The sequence below is a fragment of the Comamonas sp. SY3 genome (genome assembly GCF_041730275.1).
Classification (GTDB): domain Bacteria; phylum Pseudomonadota; class Gammaproteobacteria; order Burkholderiales; family Burkholderiaceae_C; genus Comamonas; species Comamonas sediminis.
The window spans coordinates 263548-284439 of sequence record NZ_JBGTYN010000003.1 but is presented as its reverse complement, the minus strand read 5'-3'; the positions used below and the strand labels follow the sequence as shown (position 1 = coordinate 284439).

The following is a 20892-nucleotide window of genomic DNA, read 5'->3' as shown; positions in this document are numbered from 1 at the left end:
CATGCCCCTTACTCCCGGGCAGCAGCCAACGACGAGAACCAAGGAGAGGGAAATGCTTCAAAAATTCAAACCCCCGCTGCGATGGCCCCGGGCCGCAAGCCTGTGGGCCATGCTCGCTGCCGCCACCGTAGTGGCTGGCTTGTTTGCCAGTAACGCAGCCGCCGACTCCACATCCAGCGATGCGGTCGATATTGCCGATATCCCGCTGGGCATTCTGGGCGACCAGACCAAGCCCAATGTGATGCTGCTGCTCGACACCTCGGATTCGATGAAATGGAGCCACATGCCCGATGGCTGGGAGCGGCGTGAAACCAAGTACTTCCCGGTGGGCTACAAAAGCGCGCTGTGCAACGCGCTTTACTACAACCCCGATACCAGCTACCCGCTGCCCAAGCAGGCCGATGGCACCACCGACATGCCCGTGCCCACTTTCTCCGCAGCTTGGAAGGACGGCTACGACCAGTCGCAGGGCGTCGTCAATCTCGCCACCTCATTTCAGGCATACGACGCTAATACGCGCAGCCGAGACCTCTACGTCGATCCACCGCAGCGTGCCTATCACTTCGTTTGGACGCCTCGCGACAGCCGCTTCCCCACCATGCCCAGCTGGGAACGCGAAGAAACCTGTACCTGGCCCGCAGAGCCCAAACTGTTCGATGATGACGGCAGCGTGCAAGTCAGCGACTTGGTCAACATGTTTGTCAGCGGGGTGCCCAATGGTCGTGTGACGGGGCGCTGGTCGCGCGTGAGGATCACGGCGGCACAAGAGCGCAACTTTGCCATCTGGTACAGCTACTACCGCACGCGCATCAACATGGCCAAGTCCTCCGTCAGCCTGGCCTTTGGCACGCTGAACGACAACTTCCGCATCGGCTTCATGACGGTGGCCAAGCCCGGCTCGGGCGCGCACAGCCACTTCCTGCCGGTGAAGGATTTCTGGGGCACTGACAAGCAGACCTGGTTCCAGACCATCCAGAGCGCCAAAACGGGCGGCACCTCGCCCACGCGCGAGGCCCTGGCCCGCGTGGGCCGTTACTACGCCGGCAAAAGCGACAGCATCAACGACACGATGCTGCCCTTTGTCGACCCCGTCATCTCCGCCTGCCAGCGCCACTACACCATCGTCACCACCGACGGCTACTGGAACACTGGGCAAGAGACCAAGGGCAGAGGCCCGGTGCAGATCGATGGTGTGACCCTGGTCGGCCAGCAAGATGGGCCGCCTTTGGGGCTGACGCCGCCAGAGGGCTTGATTCCGCGTCCTATTTACGATGGCTCGGTCAGTGGCTATCGCCTGGCGCACGATGCCGATGTCGATTACGCACTGGCCAGCTGCACGCTTGGCTGGAGGGTGACGGTGCCTGGGGGAGGCACCAAGACCGAGACGACCTATAAGCGAGTCGCTAAAAAGGACCGGTTTTATCAACAATGGTATTCCGGCAATTTGATCTGGTGGCGCAAGGAAGTCAGCCAGAGCATGCAGATCTTCCGCAAAGCGCCGACCTCGAGCGGCAATGACCTGATGAGCACCCGCCAGTACTGGACTGCCCAGGGCAGGCACACGATCACCAAGAACCTGCACCAGCAGCGCCTGAGCTGGAACTACATCAATAAAAAGCAGTACCGCAACAAGCTCACCACCACCTGGAGTACCGAAACCCAGACGCCTTGGGCACGGGCCACAGCCAGTCAAGTGCGCGAGAAGCGCTACTTCTACTGGTACAAAGACCCGGCGCAGGGCGAAGTGGAGTTGAAGACCACGGACAAGTCGGTCTGCGAAGCCTTTCCCAGCGGCTGTACGGTGGAGCCGCGCGGCGGGGACAACTGGAAAGTGGTACAGGCTTGTACCCCCGGCATGGCCGGTGACTACAACGTGGAGTGCGATGGCCCCCGCCAAGAAGATGTCGGCATCTCGATGTGCAGCCGCAATGGCCAGTTTGTACCGGGCGTGGGCACCATTGCTTGCGAAGGCGTCGCCGTTCCCGCCTATAGCGGCCCGGTACTGACCTGCAATAACCTGCATCCCCAACTGGCTGCTGCTATCCGGGCCGCTGGGGGCAACACGGCCTTGGTGCAATACAGCAATTGCGACAGCAGCCACCGCCAGGAAAGCTATGTGTCAGAAGAGCAGTGCATCAGCGAAGCTGGTACCCAGTCCAACGGCTTTCGCCATACCAGTTGTGCGCGCGAAGCAGTCAATGGGTTTGAAGGAGAGACGGACAACAGCTGCCAAGTGACCAGCACCCCGGCATGGGATGCTGCGAGCAACACCTATACCGAATGCACGCAGCAAAGTGCTTCGGAAATGGTGGCGTCCTGCCAACCCGGTTCACTGCCTGACCAACCGGGCCGCATCAACGTGCGGTGCGCAGGCCGAGGCATGCCGCAGAGTAGTACGGTTGCACCGCGCAACTGCCAGGCAGGCATCGAAGGTGACTATGCTGTCAGCTGCACTGATGCCCAAAGCACTTGGGGTCCACCGACAAACATTTGTAATGCAGGGATCGGACCTGACTATGACTTGAGTTGTGAGCGGCGCACCACCCCCTGGCGCGGCGTGGCCTCCTGCACGCCAGTGGCCCCCAGTTTTTCTAATGGCTGGGTCGGCACCGAGTGCCAAAACACCCCCGTCCAACCACCAGAATCGGGTTTTTGCACGCCGGCCCGTGGCAAGGAAAGCCTGCTGCCGCCGTCGCCCACGCCCACCAACCCTTTCACTTGCACCCCGCAGGTTGCGACACCAGAAAACGGCTGTATCTACAGCGTGTGCCAACAGGTAAGTAGTGAGCCGGAACTGGTTTCTGCCTGTGTCGCCAATGCACCCAGGGCCCCAGATTGGGTGCGGACCTCCTGCTATGGAGAATCGGATCCTGTTCGCCATGTTCCGAATTGCACAGATCCGATCGTGGACGGGTATAAAAAACTGGGCTTGTGTTTTTTTGAAAATTCTGCGGAGGACATGCGCTATGGCACCTGCGCAGCCCGGTTGGCAAATCTGCCCTTCGGACCGCAGCCAAGGCCAGAAAACGACTATGTCACAAGCGCTTGTTATTCACTCGACGGAAGCACCTCCGATGGTGTGACTTACCTGCAGTCTGAAGCTGAATTCGCTGCCTGCGAAGAGAGCACCGATGCCAATGGCGTGGAGTACCTGTGCGTGAAGGAAGGCCCTGTAACGATTGACGTGCCCCAAGGTGAGTTGTGCGTGCCTGGCTATAACCGCTACACCCGCAAGGTGACCGACTGCAGTGGTGTGGGTGTGGGCTCCACGGAGATTTATCCCACCAGACCGGCCCGCTGCCCGGCAGAGACCTGCGAAGAGGTCACAGGCAGAAAGAAGGTGTACAGCGGCCACCGCTGGACCGACCATGTGACCCTGACAGGTACCGCCGAAACGGGCCGTACCCTGGTCAGCCCTCCAGGACGGGTCGCGTTCAATGGCGACCTGGAATCGCCTGCGATCTGCTATCCGCTTGAACCTGCGCCGCAACTGCCGCCCGCCGGAAGACCCCAGCACGGCACAGCCCCCTGGGCCGCCCTGCCAGCCACCCATACCCGCTGCGGCAGCCTGCCCTGCAACGAGGACCACCTGAACCCGGCCACCGGCGGCAGCAGCAACTCGCTGGCCGATGTGGCGCAGTACTACTACGCCACCGATCTGCGCCCCGGTGACGAGAACAGTACCCCACGCGGCTGGCCCAACCAGGTGCGGCCGGTGGGCACAGGGGCGGAGGATGACAAGGCCACCTGGCAGCATATGAGCACCTATGTGATCGGCATGGGGGTATCGGGCACGTTGAAGTACCACAAGGACTACAAGGCTGGCGCGGGCGACTTTGCCGATCTGCGCAGCGGCCTCAAGACCTGGCCGATCTGGCCGCGTGATGGGGCCAATGAGGAGAGCCCGGAATCCATCGACGACTTCTGGCACACGGCCGTCAATGGCCGGGGCCTGTACTTCAGCGCCAATGACCCATCGGCCATCCAGTCCGGCCTGGCAGAGGTGTTTGCCGATATCCGCGCGGCGCTGGGCTCTGGCGGCAGCGTGGGTGTGACCTCACCGATCACCGAGGCAGGCAACAACTTTGCCTATGCCGCCACCTACCGCACTGGCCGCTGGTCAGGCGATCTGCAGGCTTTTGAGATTGGCCTGAGCTCCGGCAAACGCACGCAAATCGAAGGCTGGTCTGCCAAGGATGCGCTGGACAGGCGCGACCTGGCCACCGACAACCGACGCATTCTCTTCATGAATGGGGGCAGGCTGGCCGAATTTACCTACGCCAACCTGGGCAGCCTGCGCAGCCATTTCGAAGCATCCGCCATCAGCACCCGCCTGGCCCAGTACGCGCAGATGAACGATGCGCAAAAGGAGGCCGCCCAAGGCGCCAATCTGGTGAACTACCTGCGCGGTGACCGCAGCCTGGAAGACTTTGCGTTGGGCGACGCGCGCAAGCTCTACCGCCCGCGTGAAAGCCGCCTGGGCGACATCATTAGCTCGCAACCCCTGTACGTGGGCAAGCCCACGCGCCGCTACCGCGATGCCGGCTATGCCGCCTACCGCCTGAGCCAGCAAAACCGCAGGCCCATGGTGTATGTGGGCGGCAATGACGGCATGCTGCATGCCTTCCATGCCGAAACCGATCTGCGCAAGACAGAAACCATCGGCGGCAGAACGGTACCCGTGGCCGCGCGCGAAGCCTGGGCCTTTGTGCCCACCGCCGTGATGCCCGAGATGGCGCGCCTGGCCAGTGTGGACTACGACAGTGCCCACCGCTACTTTGTGGATGGCTCGCCCGTGGTGGCCGATATCCACGACGGCAGCGCCTGGAAGACCATCCTTGTCGGCGGCTTCAACAAGGGGGGTAAGGGCTACTACGCGCTCGACATCACCAACCCGCTGCAACCCCAGCCGCTGTGGGAAGCCAGCCTGCCCGAGATGGGCCTGAGCTTTGGCCGGCCTATGGTCTCCAAACACCCCAATGGCACCTGGGCGGTGTTCCTCACCTCGGGCTACAACAATGCCGACGGCAAGAACCATGTGTTTGTGCTCAATGCCAGCACCGGCGCGACCATCGCGCAAATGACCACCCCCAACGGCACCGGCCTACGTGAGATCAACAACTACTTGCGCGACCCTGCCGGCGACAACACCACCCGCTTGCTCTACGGCGGCGATCTGGACGGCAATGTCTGGCGTTTCCAGTGGGATGTGGCCGCGAGCCGGTTCCAGGTGCAGCGCGTGGTACAGCTGACGGGCCAACCCATCACCACCCGCATAGAGCTGGTGCAAGGCGGCACACAACTGCCGCGCATTCTGGTCGCCACCGGCCGCTTGTTCGGGTCTGCTGATATGACGGATAAAAGCAAGCAGTCCATCTACGGCTTTGATGACAAGCCCGAGGGCTATGCCATCAGCGCAGCCTCATTCCGGGCAGATCTCAAAGAATCCATATTGGAAGAATACAGGGATACCGAGGGCAAACTTGTGCGCAGACTGCGCTGTGCAAGCCGTGACCATGCCGTCTGCAATGACCGCCGCAAAGGCTGGTATGTCGATCTGCCCATTGAGCGTGAACGGGTGAACGTCAATATGCTGTTGGCCGGCACCACCTTGGTGGTGGCCAGCAATGTGCCATCCGACGAGCCTTGCCTGGCGGGCGGCTATGGCTGGCTCAACTACCTCAACTTTGAGACGGGGTTGGCGGTGAATGGCAACCCGGAAGGCGGCGCCGCTGGCGAGCAGGTACCCGATACGATGATCGTCGGCAATGCGCTGACGGCTAACCGGGATGGCACCGTGACCAGCCACATCCAGACCGGTGTCGTGGGAACGCCGATTGATATCATCATCCCCGTGGCGACCCCCAAGCCACAGGGCAAACGCATCAGCTGGCGCGAGGCGGTGACCAACTAAGCACTGAGCCGCTCACACGCATAGTCAAAGGCCACCACAGCTATTGATCTGTGGTGGCCTTTTTTATCGTTCAGCGTACGGTGGGCGCTGTGGCTGGTCAGGCGTTCGGGGATGAGGCCCAGCACTCACCGGGGCTCCGCCCCCGGCGCCGCCGCCGGCAAACCGGTGCCCAGCTGCAGCACGGCCGTCACCATTGTTCCGGCAGGGCTCGATTGCACGCTGAAGCTGGCGCCCAGGCGCTGGGCGCGGGCGGCCATGCTGCGCATGCCCACCGATTGGCCAGCGCGCTGCACCGCCTGCACATCAAAGCCCACGCCATCGTCCTCGACCCGCACCAGCAGCTGGTTGGGCTTGGGCTGTGAATATTCCACCCGCACCTTGCTGGCATGGCTGTGCTTGATGACGTTGGACAGCGCCTCCTCTACGAGCCGGGTCAGCAAGAGGCACTGCAGCGCATTGGGGCGCTTGCCTTCTTCGACCGTGCCCTGCCACTGCGCGGCAATGCTCCAGTGCGTCTGCACACCAATCTCATCGAGGATGCGGGTGATGCGGTGGCGCAGCGGTGCGGCCCATTGCACAGGGGTCTCAGGCACTGCCGCGCCAGCGCTGGAGCCGTAGTCGATCAGCTGGTTGAGGTCGTCGCGCATGCCTTTGAGCAGCGACAGCACGCGCGCGCTGCTGATGGTGTCGGGCGACTGCTCGACCAGCGCCATGCTGCGCACCAGGCTGCCGCCCAGGCCATCATGCAGGTCATGGGCCAGGGCCATGCGCTCCTGCAGCTTCGCGTTCTCCAGCGCCTGCAGATGCTCGCGCTGCAGGGCCTGTGCCAGCTCGCTGCGGGCCGATTCCACGCCCACCTTCAGCTCGCGGTTGAAGCGCCGCACCTCGTGCATCTGCCGTACCAGCTGGCCGCCCAGCAGCAGCATCAGCAGGCCGATCACCAGCACGCCGCTGAGCGCCGCCCAGTCGCGCGCCACCTGCCAGCGGTCCAATACCGAATAGAGGTTGTTCAGCGCCACCAAGGTCAGCAGCAGCCAGATGCAGGCGAGCAGGATATGCGCCAGATTGCGCGGCCGTTTGCGCGGAAACCAGGCATGGACCTGGAACTGCAGCCCATTGACCAGGAACACCGCCGTCGCGCCCTGCCACACCAGGCTGAAGCCCTGGCGTGCATGCTCGGGCGGCACCAGGCAGGTGATGGCAGCGCCGATGAAGGCCAGCAGCCACAAAAAGCGCTCCACCCAGGGCAGCTTCTGCGCACCAAAGCGGAATGTGAAAATGCACACGCTCAGCACATAGCCGAGCAAGGCAATAAGGCTGAAGCGGCTGCGGGTCAGCGAATCGGGCCAGGGCCACTGGGTGCCCGCCAGGTAGGTGCTCAGGTACAGCATCCAGCACAGGGCCATCAGCGCAAACCAGCCATAGGTGCGGGCCTTGCGCTGCAGCAGCCAGATGCTGAAAAACAGCACGCCGGCCATCGCGCAGAGCACGGCATTGACAAAGTAGACCGTGCGCTGGCGCCATTGCTTGCCCGCTTGTACATCGGCTACTTCCTGCGGCGTGCCCAGGCGCAGCTGGCCCAGGCCGGGGCTCAGCGCCCGGTGGCCGACCGCGTAGACATAGATGGTATTGGTGCCTGGCTGCAGCGTCGATTCCGGCAGCAGCCACCAGCGCGGCACATTCCAGCTGCGCGACAGCGGCTCGACCAGCGAGGCATCGCTCCACAGCAGGTCATGGTTCACATAGACCGCTCCCGCCACGCTGATGCCATCGATGCCCAGCGCAACCGCCGTCGGTGCCACCGCAGACTCGGCATCGAGCACCTGCGGTGGGCCATCACAGGCGCGTTCCCAGGCAATGCGGTACCAGACGGCGCCATCGTGCGTGGGCCAGCGGCTGGTCCACAGATCGGGCAGCGTGACCGGCTCCCAGCCATCGGCCGGGGCGGGCAGGGCGGGGTTGAGCGTGCTGGCGCGGGCGGCATCGGTCTGCAGAATCCGCACGCTGCAGCTGGCCACGTTGCTGGGGCCCGATGGCGGGTGTTGGGCCATGGCCGGCCCTGCCCCCAGCCAAAACCACAGTGCGAGCAGATACGCCCCGGCTTGCAGCAGCCGGGGGAGGGGGTTCCAGCGCCGGCTCACTCAATCATTCCCCGGGCACGCGCTTCGCGCACGGCCATCATGCGCGACGAGACCGCGAGCTTGCGGTAAATGCGCTTGACATGGCTCTCCACGGTGTGGCGCGACAGATGCACTTCGTTGGCGATTTCCCGGTTGCTCATGCCATCGGCGACCAGGCGCAAAATCTCGGCCTCACGGGGTGTCAGGCCCACGTCCAGCTCGCCACTGTGGGCTGCGGGGGTGGCGCTGCCCGCCGGCTTGGGCGCACGCATGGGCAGCAGCTGCAAGATGCGCCGCGCGATGAAAGGGTCTATCGGTGCACCACCGCGCAGTACGCTGCGGATGGACAGCATCACCTCAAAATCATCGCGCTGCTTGAGCACATAGCCGGTGGCCCCGGCGCGCAGCGCGCTCAGGATCAGCTCTTCGGAGCTCCAGGCCGATACCACCAGGATGCCCAGGCCCGGGTCTTCGGCCCGCAGCTCTTCGATCAGCGACTGGCCATTGCCGTCAGGCAGGCGCAGATCCACCAAGGCCAGGCCCACCGGCTCTTCGGCCACCACGGCACGGGCTTCGGCCAAGGTGCCGGTAAAAATCAGCGCATCGTCCTCATAGCCCAGCTGCCTGAGCACCTGGCGCAAGCGTTGCTGCAAAAGCGGCTCGTCCTCCACGACCAACACCGGGACCGGCAAAAGGGCATCTTCAACAAGCAACGAGGGTTCAAGCATGGGCAACCAGACAAACGCGGGGGCGGACCCCCGCGATGGTATGCGAGTGGACAAAAAATGCCATCCCTGAAACTGGGGAATTTGTCGGGAATGGTGTTGTAGCGGCGCTGCGTTGTTTTGGCGTCTATCTCGCTGTGGTAGCCCGGAAACCGATAAAGGCCTGTGTTCCATAAATGGGGACTGCGCCCTCTGAGGAAATGCGGGCGTGGCATCCCAAGATGCCCCAAAAATACCCGCGGGTTATGGGTGTAAGAAATAAATAAGTTAAGAAACCATAAGTAACTATAGTGCTTTTTAAATACAGTGATAGTTGAAAACAAAGGTTTCAAGCGAGAATCTCGCCCATTTCTATAATCAAGCGATCGGGTGGGGTATGACAGGTCAGCAGGCGCCGCAGCGACAAAAAACAAAGCTGCAACGAAAAATAATTCAAGTAAGCAGTTTTTGGTTAGGTGTATGGTTTTTGCTGGTGGCCGGCATGGCCGCCGCGCAGACGGCCAGTTTCACTGTGGAACGGGTAAGCCTTTTTCTCAGCGATGGAGCCGCTACCGAAGAAATACGCCAGATTCCGGCTGAAAGCCTGGCGCCGCTTCAAAATGGCTTGACCCTCGTCAATACCGAGAAGTCCAGCTTTGGCAAGGAGGGAGTGCAGTGGAAGTGGTTACTTCGCAATAACTCCGCATTGCCGCTGGAAAATGTCCGTATTACCGGCTTTGTGGATATAGACCAGGACGCCGCCCAAAATACCTTCTTCAACGAAGCGGTGGTCGCGCCGTCGCTGACAGCGCCTGCCGGCCATATCGCTGCAGACCGCTGGGAAGCGGGGGAGATGGGTTATTGGAATGGCTCCCTGCTCGCCCGTGCGGCAACCGGCGATCTCAGTAACAGTACCTTGCCGAATGCCGGCGGTGAGGATATGGCCATTGCGATGTCCGCAGTACCAGGGGCCATCGCACCCGGGCAGGATGTCCGTGTCTGGCTGGTGGTCGGCGACGAAGAAAATGCCGGTGCCACGCAAAATGACCTGGCATCGGCGCGCAGGCATTTTGCGCAGTTTTATCTGTTCAAAGGTGCCGCTCCCGATACCCGGGCGCAGGTGGATTACGCGGTCACGCAGACAGTGGCACAGGCCCACTACCAGGTGGGCGAGCGGGTGCAGTACCGCCTGGTGGTCAGCAACGCCGGTCTGGCTGCCGGTACGGGCGTGACGCTGAGCAGCGCCGTGCCCGCGTCGCTGGCCGATGTGCAATGGTCGTGCAGTGCCCAGGGACTGGCCGCCTGCGATGCGAGCCCTCGCACAGGCTACCAGTTGCGGGTCGATGCCCAGGTGCCTGCGGGCACGGGCAACCAGGTGGTGGTCACGGTCACCGGCACAGCGACCGTAGACGGCGTGCTGACGCACCGCGCCACGGTGGCGCCAACGCACACCGATACGGTGGACACCGATGCAGCCAATAACGACAGCCTGGTGCAGGTCAGCGTCGGCTCGGCAGGCGCTGCGCAGGCCGATCTGGCCGTATCCAAGACCACCAGTACGCCCCATGTGTTGCCTGGTGGCCCTGTGGCCTTCCAGCTGGTGGCGGTCAACCATGGCCCGGCCGCAGTCACCGCTGCGCAACTGGAAGACCTGGTGCCCTCGGGCGTGGAAGCGGTGCGCTGGACCTGCAGCGCCCGGGGCGGCGCTGTATGCGGCGCAGCATCTGGCCAGGGCAGCGATGTCCGCGTGCGTGCCGAGATGCCGGTGGGCGCCTCCATCACCATCGATGTGACTGGCGTGATGGCGCAGGAGGATGGCCCGCTGGTCAACACCGTGACCTTGGCATCGGAGCTGCCCGATCCGGTGCTGTCGAACAACCGCGCCTCGGCCTCCATCAATGCACCTGCCGGTGCGCTCAAGGCCATTCCTGCGATGGGATGGCTGGCGCTGAGCGTGCTGTCGGTCAGTACCCTGGTGTTGGGCGCCCTGTGGCTGCAGCGTAGAGACGCGCTGCGCAGCCGGCGCGGCTGGACCCTGGCCTTGCTGCTGGTGCTGGGCCTGGGTGCGGGCGGCGATTCGCACGCGATCTTTGTCAATGGCGATTTTGAAAGCCAGACCCTGACAGGCTGGACCAAGCGCTTTGGCCTGAACCCGGGCTTGACCGGTGCGCCTCCGTTCCAGGTGGGTGATGTGCGCTTCAATGGCGGAGGTGTTGAAAAAGTCACCGTGGTGGACGGCCGTTTTGACCCGCGCGCACCACAGCTGGTGCTGCCGCGCCAAGGCAATTTCTCGGCCAAGGTCAATGACGATGACAACGGCGCACACATCAACGAGATCAGCCAAAAAGGCGTGATCACCGAGACCGACCGCGACCCGGGCGACAGCAAGCTCCACGTGCGATTCAGCTACGCAGCGGTGCTGGAGGACCCCAGTCACGAGCCCACGAACCAGCCCTACTTTTTTGTCGAGATCAAGGATCTGACCAAGGGCGAGACGCTGTATTACGACTTTGCGTTTGCCAACCAGCCTGGCCGCGTGTTCTACACCACGGTCTACAAGGGCAGCAAATGGGTGTCCACGCCGTTCATCGATGTGGACCTGGAGGTGCCCGACAGCAGCCTGGGCCATGAGCTGCAAATCCGCGTCGTGGGTGCCGATTGCTCCCAGAGCGGTCATGGCGGCTATGTCTATGTCGATGCCTTTGGCTCGGTCAGCATTCCGCCGCAGGGTGCTTGCGTCAATGACCTGCAACTGCGCGCCAAACCCGGCAATGTGCAGCTGACCTGGGCCGATACGGGCGCTGCCAGCTATGCGGTCTACCGTGCCGACAAGTTGGAAGGCCCCTTTGTGCGCCTGGGCACCACGCAATCGCGCCACGCCACCTGGCTGGACCGCACGGTGCAGCCGCAAAAGACCTACTACTACAGCATCCGGGCGCTCGATGTGGATGGCCACGCGCTGTGCAGCTCTGGCGAGGTAGCGACCTATGTACCCGCGCACTGGAGCGTAGGCGACCCGGTGAACCGCCCGCCGATCTTCACCAGCCAGCCGGTGCTTGCCGGGGATGTCCGCCAGTTGTATGAATACCAGGCGACAGCAGTCGATGCCGATGGCGACCCGCTCAGCTACCAGCTGATGTATGCGCCGGTGGGCATGACCGTGGATGCCGCCAGCGGCAAGATCAGCTGGCAGCCCGGCCTGATGGGGGATTTCCGCGTCAACCTGCAGGTGAGCGACGGCAAAGGCCTGCTGGCCAGCCAGGCCTTCTCCATTCATGTGGTGGATGGCAACCTGCCACCGCAGATCACCAGCCATTTCCCGGCCAAGGTGCCTGCGGGTGTGAGTTTCTCCCACCAGGTCACCGCAACAGATCCCGAGAAAGGGCCGTTGCAGTACACCTTGGGCAGCCAGGCAGAGGGCATCAGCATTGATGCGGCTGGACGCATCTCATGGATGACCCCCCAGCCCGGCACCTATCCACTGGTGATTCAGGTCACTGACCAGCATGGCGCCCGTGATGTGCAGCGCGTGGTGGTGTCGGTGCAGGCGTTCCCGGAATTCACCAGCCTGCCCGTGGTGACGGCCACCGTCGCCCAGCCCTATAGCTACCAGGCCTTGGCCAGCGACCGCGATGGTGACCCGGTCATCTACAGCGTGCTCAGCGGCCCGGCAGGCCTGGTGATCAACGCCAGCAGCGGCGCCGTGACCTGGCCCTCGCCAGTGACGGGCACAGCAGCGGTGGTGCTGGCCGCCACCGATCCGGATGGCAACCAGGGCAAGCAGAGCTTCAGCATCCGCGTGACGGCCTCGCCCAACCGGGCACCGGTGTTTACCGCCACGCCGGTGACCTATGTGGCCTACCCCAACACCTATGGCTACACCGCTTCGGCCAGTGATGCCGATGGCGACAACCTGGTGTGGACGCTGTTGCAGGCACCAGCGGACATGGCGATCAACGCGCGCAATGGCGCGATCGCCTGGAAATTTGCTAGCAACACCGCCGGCAAGTTTGCCGTGCGCGTGCTGGTGGACGACCAGCGCGGTGGCCAGACCGAGCAGGCGTTTGAAGTCCAGGTGCCCGTGTATGGCAATGGCGCCCCCACCATCACCAGCCGCCCACCCAGCCAGGTGCGCGCTGGCGCCATCTATAGCTACTCGGTCAGTGCGACTGACCCAGAGGGCGAAACGCTCAGCTACCGCCTGGCCTCCGGGCCTGCAGCAGCCGCCTGGGTTGGCAACCAGCTGAGCTGGGCCACCAGCGCGGCCGATGTGGGCGTGCATGCGATGCTGATCGAGGTGGCCGATACCGCCGGCAATGTCGCGCAGCAAAACTGGCAGCTTGAAGTGCTGCCGGCCAGCGGCAACCAGCCGCCGGTGATCAGCTCCACCCCCAAGGTGACGGCCGTTGCCGGCGGGGTGTATGAGTACCAGGTCGTAGCCACCGACCGCGATGGTGACCCGCTCAGCTACCAGTTGCTGACCGGCCCCGCAGGCATGACGCTCTCTGCCACCGGCAAGCTCGAATGGCCCGTGCCAGCAGGCTTCGCTGGCAGCGAGACGGTGGAGATCCAGGTGGCCGATGGCCGGGGCGGTGAAGTGACCCAGGCCTATGCGATTGGCGTGGGCATCACCGCCAACCGGCCGCCGCTGATCAATTCAACACCGGTTGCTACCGGCACGGCCGGTGCAGCCTACCTGTACCAGATTCTGGCCAGTGACCCGGATGGCGATGCGCTGACCTACAGCGTCTCCACCAGCGAGCCCGGTATCTCCGTTGATGCGCAGACGGGCCGGGTTTCCTGGGCTGTGCCGGCCGGCGCCAGCGGCCAGGCGCAACTGACCGTGCTGGTGACAGATGGCAAGGGCGGCACCGCATCGCAGACCTATGCGATTGGTGTGGGCCAGCCCGGCAACCGTCCGCCTCGGGTAACCACGCAGCCAGGCACCAGTGGTGTCTCCGGTGCGAGCTATACCTATGCGCTCAAGGCCGTGGATGCTGATGGTGACACCTTGGCCTATGCGTTGACGGAGTTCCCGCAGGGCATGATGATCGACAGCAGCACTGGCGCCATTCAGTGGAGCATTCCGGCCAATGTGGCAGGGCTGGCGTCGGTAACGGCCGAGGTGACGGACGGCAAGGGCGGCATCGCCACCCAGGGCTATGCCATCTCGGTCTCCGGTGCGTCCAACCGCGCGCCGGCTTTCAGCTCTACCCCAGTCACCTCGGCCACCGCAGCTACGGCTTACGCCTACACCGCGCGGGCGACCGATCCGGACGGCGATGCCATCAGCTATACGCTGGACGCGGCCCCTGCTGGTATGTCCATCAACGCCACATCGGGCGCCATCAGCTGGACACCTACGTTGGCGCAAGGCGGCACCCATGCGGTTGCGGTGCGCGCCACCGATGCCAAGGGGGCCTATGCCACGCAAAGCTTCGGCATCTACGTGCAGCTGCCCAACAACAACCCGCCACAGATCAGCAGCAAGCCCACCTTGCGCTGGGCGCCGGGCGTGCCCTACCAATACCAGGTCACGGCCACCGACCCTGAAAACGACCCACTGACCTATGCCCTGGACAAGGCCCCTGCCGGTATGGCGATGGCGGCCGGCACGGGCCTGCTGACCTGGAATAGCCCGGTACTGGGCAGCCATGCGGTGGAGATCAAGGTGCAGGACACCCGGGGCGCCTATGTGGTGCAAAGCTACACCCTGCAGATTGCGGCCAACCGCGAGCCGGTCATCACCAGCGCGCCCGTGCCCTCTGCGGCCATCGCTACGCCTTATGCCTACCAGGTGGTGGCCACGGACCCGGACGGCGACTTCCTCACCTACCGGATGAGCGGCGCACCGGCCAGCTTGACGATGTCGGCCACAGGCCTGATCTCGGGCGCGCCGACGGCGCAAGGCACGCATGCGATCACCGTGACGGTGTCGGACGGCCAGGCCTCCGTCACCCAGAGCTGGACCTTGCGTGTGACCGAGCCCGCAGCGGGCGGACCGCTGGAGGCCGGCGTGACGCCATCGCCCAAGTACCTCAACCTGGGTGAATCGACGACCCTGCAGGTGTTTGCGCAGGGCGGCACCGCGCCCTATACCGTCAGCAGCCTGACCGTGAACGGCCGCGCCGTTACGGTGGATGCCGCCTACCAGGCTGTCTTCACGCCCACAGCGATGGGCAAGCACAACCTGCGCCTGACCTTGCGCGATGCCAAGGGCAGCAGCGTGACCGTGGACGACTGGTTCGGCGTCAAAGACCCCAGCGATGTGCTGGCGCCGTTGGCCGCCATCACTGCGCCAGGCAGCTCGGACGACATCACGGTGACCGATGTGTATGAGCCCACGGCCATCATCGGCACGGCCTCCGATGCCAACCTGGCCGAGTACCTGCTGATGATCTCGCCAGCCGGGCAGAACCAGTGGAGCAAGCTGGGCGGCGGCACTGCCAGCGTCACTGCGGCCAAGCTGGGCGACCTGAACCCCCAGACCCTGGCCAACGGTTTGTATGACCTGGGTTTGATCGTGCGCGACGTCTCCGGCAACGAGACCAGCGCCAAGGTGACGGTGGCCATCAGCGGTGAGCAAAAGGCGGCGCCGCTGCAGCTGACCTTTACCGACATGGCTTTTGAGATCGAAGGTCTGCCGCTGACGGTTCGCCGCAGCTATGACTCGCTCAAGCGCGCGCAGCGCATGGACTTTGGCTACGGCTGGTCGGTGGACTACCAGGACGTCTGGTTGCAGACCAACGGTGTGCTGGGCCGCTCCTGGGTCATGCAGGAGACGGGCTCGGGCTTCAACCGCAAGATCTGCGTGCGTCCCCAGGGCTCCCGCGTGGCATCGGTGCGTATGCCCGATGGCAGGCTTGAGCAGTTCGACCTGCGGGCCAGCCCGGAGTGCGTGAGCGTGCTGCAGTGGGCCTCCAACCCCAGCGTCAGCCTCGCGTTCAGCGCCAAGGCCAGCAACAAAAGCGGCAGCAAGCTCGAAGCGCTGGGCTACAGCGATCTGCGCCTGGCCGGTGGTGACCTGTTCGACATGGGCACGACGGAGACCTTCAACCCCACGCAGTACAAGCTCACCACCCTGGATGGCATCGAGTACATCCTGAACAAGGACTTCGGCATTCAGCAGATCAAGGACCGCAATGGCAACAGCCTGCAGTTCACGCGCAGCGGTATCAGCCACTCCGGCGGCTGGGCACTGGCCTTTACCCGCGATGCCCAAGGCAAGATCAGCAAGATCACCGGCCCCGGCAGCCAGGTGCTGAACTATGGCTACGATGCGGCCGACAACCTGATCTCGGTGGTCGACCAGAGCAATGCGGTTTCCGACTTCCGTTACGAGAACCCCAAGGTAGCGCATGGCCTGACCAGCTACACCGATCCGCTGGGCCGGCTGGCGCTGAAGACTACTTATGACGACGCCGGGCGCGTACTCAGCCAGACCGATGCCGCCGGCAAGGCCGTGACGGTGAGCACCGACAACACGGCCAACAAGCAGACCATCAAGGACCGCAACGGCAACACCACCGTGTATGACTTTGATGACCGGGGCAATATCACCCGCGTCGTGGATGCCGCAGGCGGCATCACCCAGTACGCCTATGACGCCCATGACAACGAGATCGAGGTGATCGATGCGCTGGGCCGCAAGACCACGCGCAGCTACGACGCCTTCGGCAACGTCACCAGCGAAACCGACCCCGCCGGCCGCGTGACCCAAACGGCCTTCAATGCGCAAGGCAATGTCACCACCATCACCGATGCGGCTGGCAACATCACCACCAATGGCTACAACGCCAGCGGTGATCTGACCGCCATCACCGATGCCGCTGGCAAGGCCTTTGGCATGGGCTACAGCCCCACAGGCAGCTTGAGCAGCATGACCGACAAAGCCGGCAATGTCACCCGCTACACCTATGCCAAGATAAACGGCACCACGCTCAAGCAGACCGAGACCGCTCCGGACGGTACGGTGACCACCTACGCGTATGACAGCGCAGGCAACGTCACCTCCACAACGCGCGCCATCGTCACCCAGCCGGGCCAGCCTGCCACCACGGTGGTAGAAAAGACCAGCTACGACAGCAAGGGCAATGTCACCAGCCGCACCAACGCGGTGGGCGATACCACCACCTACCTCTACGATGCGGCCGGCCAGCTGGTGCAAGAGACCGACAGCCAGGGCCGCAAGACGGCGCATGAGTACAGCCTGCGCGGTGAAAAGTCCAAGACCACCTACCCCGATGGCAGGGTAGAGAGCTGGGCCTATGACAACAACGGCAACGAAACCCAGAGCTGCACCGGCAGCCTGTGCACGCGCACAGCCTACGATGCGCTGGACCGTGCCACCAAGGTCACCGACCCGATGGGCTTTGCCGTGGAGAGTGTGTACGACGCAGCAGGCCAGCTCAGCTCCAGCAAGGATGCGCGCGGCAACAGCACCGCGTTTGAATACGACCTGGCCGGCCGTGAAACCAAGCAGACCAATGCCGCTGGCATTGCGGTGACGCGTGAGTACGATCTGGCGGGCAACCTCGTCAAGACCACCGATGGCTTGGGCCGGGCGACGGTCCACGCCTACAACAGCACCCAAAAGCGCACCAGCACCACCTTGGCCCATGGTGCGGTAACGCAGTTTGCGTATGACGCCAATGGCGTGCTGCTGAGCGAGACCAACCCGCTGGGCCATGCCTACCAGTTTGGCCACGATCCGCTGGGCGCCCTCAAGACAGTGACCGACCCGCTGGGCAAGGTGACCGGCTACACCTGGAATGGCAGCAACCAGCTGCTGACGCAGACCGATGCCAACGGCCATACCACCCGCTATGGCTATGACAGCGCTGGCCGTCGTGTGGCCCGCACCCTGCCAGGCGGCAAGAGCGAAGGCTTGGTCTACGACAGCGAAGGCCGTCTGGTGTCCCGTACTGACTTTGACGGTAGCCAGACCATCTACAGCTATGACGTGGGCGGCAAGCTCAGCAAAGTTACGCGCAGCGATGGCCGCAGCCTGAGCCAAGGCTATGACAGCTTCGGCCGCATGAACAGCCAGACCGATACGGCCTATGGCAACCTGGGTCTGACCCTGGACGGCAACGACCGCGTCACCCGCGAGGTCTGGAGCCACAACAGCCTGGGCACCAGCTTCAGTGCCACCCTGGACTACGCCTGGGACGCCAACAGCAACCGCACCCAGGTCAGCACCTCGGGCCAGGCCATCAAGGCCAGCTACAACACGCTCAACCAGCTGGAGACCCTGACCCACCCCGATGTCACCACCACCCGTTTTGCCTACGACAACGCCGGCAACCGCGTGCAGGTGGTGCGGGCGGACGGCAGCACCACCGACTACCAGTACAACCTGGCCAACCAGCTAACCGCCGTGCTGCACAAAAAGGCAGACGGTGCAGACATTGCCAGCTTTGTCTACACCCTCAACGCCGCAGGCCAGCGCACCCAGGTGGCTGAGCGCATGGTGGGGGTAGGCAGCCCGGCAGCGACGGTGGAGCGCTCGGTGCACTACCAGTACGATGCCGCAGGCAAGCTGCTGCAGGAGCGCGTGGCACAAACCGCCCCTGCGGTGTTCGACTCGACCATCGACTACGTCTACGACGACGTAGGCAACCGCAGCCGTCGCACTGTCGGCCACAACGGCCAAGTCACTACCTACCAATACGACAGCCATGACCGTCTCACGCAAAGTGTGGACAGCCTTACCGGCACCACCACCTACCAGTGGGACGAGCGCGGCAACCTGGCGCAGAAGGCATCACCAGCGGAGACCACCACCTATGCCTGGACGGTGGACAACCGCCTGGCCAAGGTCAGCACCGGCGCCAAAACGGTTGAGTATGGTTATGACAGCAGCGGCCGCCGCATCAAGCGCCTGGTCAAAGAGGGCGCCACCACCACCGAGACCCACTACAAAGTGGACCACCAGCGCGGCTACAGCGAGATCCTGGTGGAGAGCACCAAGGTCAACAGCGGTGCCTGGGTCGATACCGTGCATGTGCACACCCCTGATGGCCTGGGCGAGTTGATCGCCAGCACCTCGGCTGGTGCGCAAACCCAGCTGTTCAGCGATGGCCTGGGCAGCGTGCGTATCGCCCAAACGGCTGCCACCAACCATGTCTTCAGCTACGACGCATTCGGCATTGCACTGGGCGCCACCGAAGGCATGCCTGCCAATGCGGCCGATGCCGCTGCCACCAGCCACCGCTACACCGGCGAATATGCCGACAGCCAGACGGGCCTGCTGCACCTCCGTGCGCGTGATTACGATCCGCAAGTTGGCCGGTTTATCTCGATGGATGAGCACCCGGGTGCGAATCGCATTCCACTGACTTTGAACAAGTACCTGTATGGCAATGCGGACCCGGTGAATACGGTGGATCCGAGTGGGAACATTGCATTGGGTGGGATGATGAGCGCGGGGATGAACATATCGATCGCCTATGCTCGAATGTCTTTATTTGACATGTTCTCCAATGCTTTGTTGTCCCCTATCATTGATTCCGCAGTCAGCAATATCACTTCCAGCAATGCGACCTTTGGCAATGCGGGAGTGGCAGCCATGCTGACTGGTTTTGCAGTTCAATGCAGGGTGAGCAAGAAATGCTTTCTTAGGAAAATACCGACATTAGTCAATGGAGTTCAAAGTCCTAATACTTCCATGCACATAATGGATTCGCTAATGGGTAATGGCAGCACGGCGGACGGAATACCGCGACCTTTGGCATTTTTGTTGATGCGTGGATCGAGGAGGCCGGTTTCCGATAGTTTGATGGCAATTGCCTGTGGAAAACCACGGCCGGTCGGCACGAATTGCGATGAATACCCATATGCTACATCTTTGCAAGGAGGAACGCTTATGTACTTAGCGGGGCATGTTTCGTTGCGCTCTGTTCCGGCTTGGGACAATCAAGCACATGGAAATAGGTTGGGGAGATTTTATGGAGGCGCTAAAGTAGGTTCGAATGATGTGTTTTTAAATTTATCTGCGCCTTTTCTTCCAAGTTTCTATATAGATAAAAATGGACATAATCACAATTTACCATGATTGAAAATACTCAAGATCGAATTATTGAATTGGTTACTAAGCTGAATGACATTGGCTTTCCAAAATCCAACGGGATAGATGATCATCAAATAGATGCCCTTGAAGTGCAGCTTCATAAGGAGATGCCTGCACTATGTAAAAGTCTTCTGCGTATGGTAAATTGGCCAGGGGAGGATGTTCCAGTTAACCCAGTTGTTATCCAACATGACTCACCAATTGGCGAGATTGTTTTTAATGGTTTTTATTCTGCGTTGCAATGGAGTGATTTGACTAGCTCAAGTCAAAGCGATCTCGAATGGTGCAAAGAGTTGGATGTCGAGGATAAGGTTGTTGTAGAAGGTGCAGCTAAGCCTGAAATTTATAATGAGAATAGGATTTTCTTTTCCTATGGAAATGGACTCTATTGGTTTATGGACTTGGATCCTGGTGATGGAGGTGTAAGTGGGCAGGTGGTAATGCTATATCCTATGTACCAAGAACACTACATCAAGGTAGTGGCGCCTGATATACTTTCCTTTGCGGAGTTGATTGTCTCTCATTGGGCTGGTAATAGATAATATGAATAATCAGCTGTATATTAGCAAAGCTTTTTATTAAATTTTTCTCATTAGTCGAGAGAAGCCGACTTAGGGTTTCTAGTCCATCTATCTCGTTGCAGCAGCCGCATCTCGCCATGAGATGCGGCTTTTCATTTGCGACGCAGCAATGCTGCTGCATCGACCACTAAATAGGTGCCCACGCCACCGGCGTGCCGCACAAGGTCCCACATTCCCACCCAGATATCCGACTGCCTCAACAAGCACAGGCAAGCGCCTCCGCGCGATACACAGCCCGCCATGTACCAAGGGCTGTAACAACCAACCCCTTACAGAACCCACGCTGCGGCTGAGTCGCCCAGCCCAACATGGTCTGCCCGGGCAAGTGCCAGAGACGCCTTGACGTAAGGCAATGGAGCTAAGCGCCACTGGATGTGCGTCCAGCTCTAGTTGATAAATTGGTATTACCAATAAGGTAATTTAGCCCTTAGATTGTCAAATTACGGGTTTACCCTGGCAGTAAATCCGCGTGATTCCTCAATAATCGCCCAACTTTGCCGCA

5 protein-coding genes are annotated in these 20892 nt (G+C 62.1%); 3 read left to right on the top strand and 2 right to left on the bottom strand.

Features of this window, described 5'->3' with window-relative positions:
- Positions 1–52: 52 nt before the first annotated feature.
- The gene (locus ACCQ08_RS06115; RefSeq protein WP_373449212.1) at positions 53–5914 is read left to right on the top strand and encodes a PilC/PilY family type IV pilus protein; all 5862 of its coding nucleotides are present in this window, start codon (positions 53–55) and stop codon (positions 5912–5914) included.
- A 125-nt stretch (positions 5915–6039) separates the two neighbouring features.
- Here the strand turns inward: ACCQ08_RS06115 and ACCQ08_RS06110 are convergent, their stop codons facing one another.
- On the bottom strand, positions 6040–7965 hold the full coding sequence (locus ACCQ08_RS06110; protein WP_373449211.1) for an ATP-binding protein: 1926 nt from the start codon (positions 7963–7965) through the stop codon (positions 6040–6042).
- Between the two features lie 86 nt (positions 7966–8051).
- The gene (locus ACCQ08_RS06105) at positions 8052–8762 is read right to left on the bottom strand and encodes a response regulator transcription factor (RefSeq protein ID WP_239809955.1); all 711 of its coding nucleotides are present in this window, start codon (positions 8760–8762) and stop codon (positions 8052–8054) included.
- 478 nt (positions 8763–9240) lie between these two features.
- Here ACCQ08_RS06105 and ACCQ08_RS06100 point away from each other — a divergent pair, with 478 nt between their 5' ends.
- Both ACCQ08_RS06100 and ACCQ08_RS06095 read left to right on the top strand, forming a co-directional pair.
- Positions 9241–19794 carry a putative Ig domain-containing protein gene (locus ACCQ08_RS06100; RefSeq protein WP_373449210.1) on the top strand — a complete coding sequence of 3518 codons (10554 nt, stop codon included), beginning with the start codon at positions 9241–9243 and terminating at the stop codon, positions 19792–19794.
- A complete protein-coding gene (locus ACCQ08_RS06095) occupies positions 19791–20351 on the top strand; it encodes an SMI1/KNR4 family protein (RefSeq protein WP_373449209.1) in 561 nt (186 codons plus the stop codon). Before ACCQ08_RS06100 ends, ACCQ08_RS06095 begins: the two co-directional genes overlap by 4 nt.
- Positions 20352–20892 lie beyond the last annotated feature (541 nt).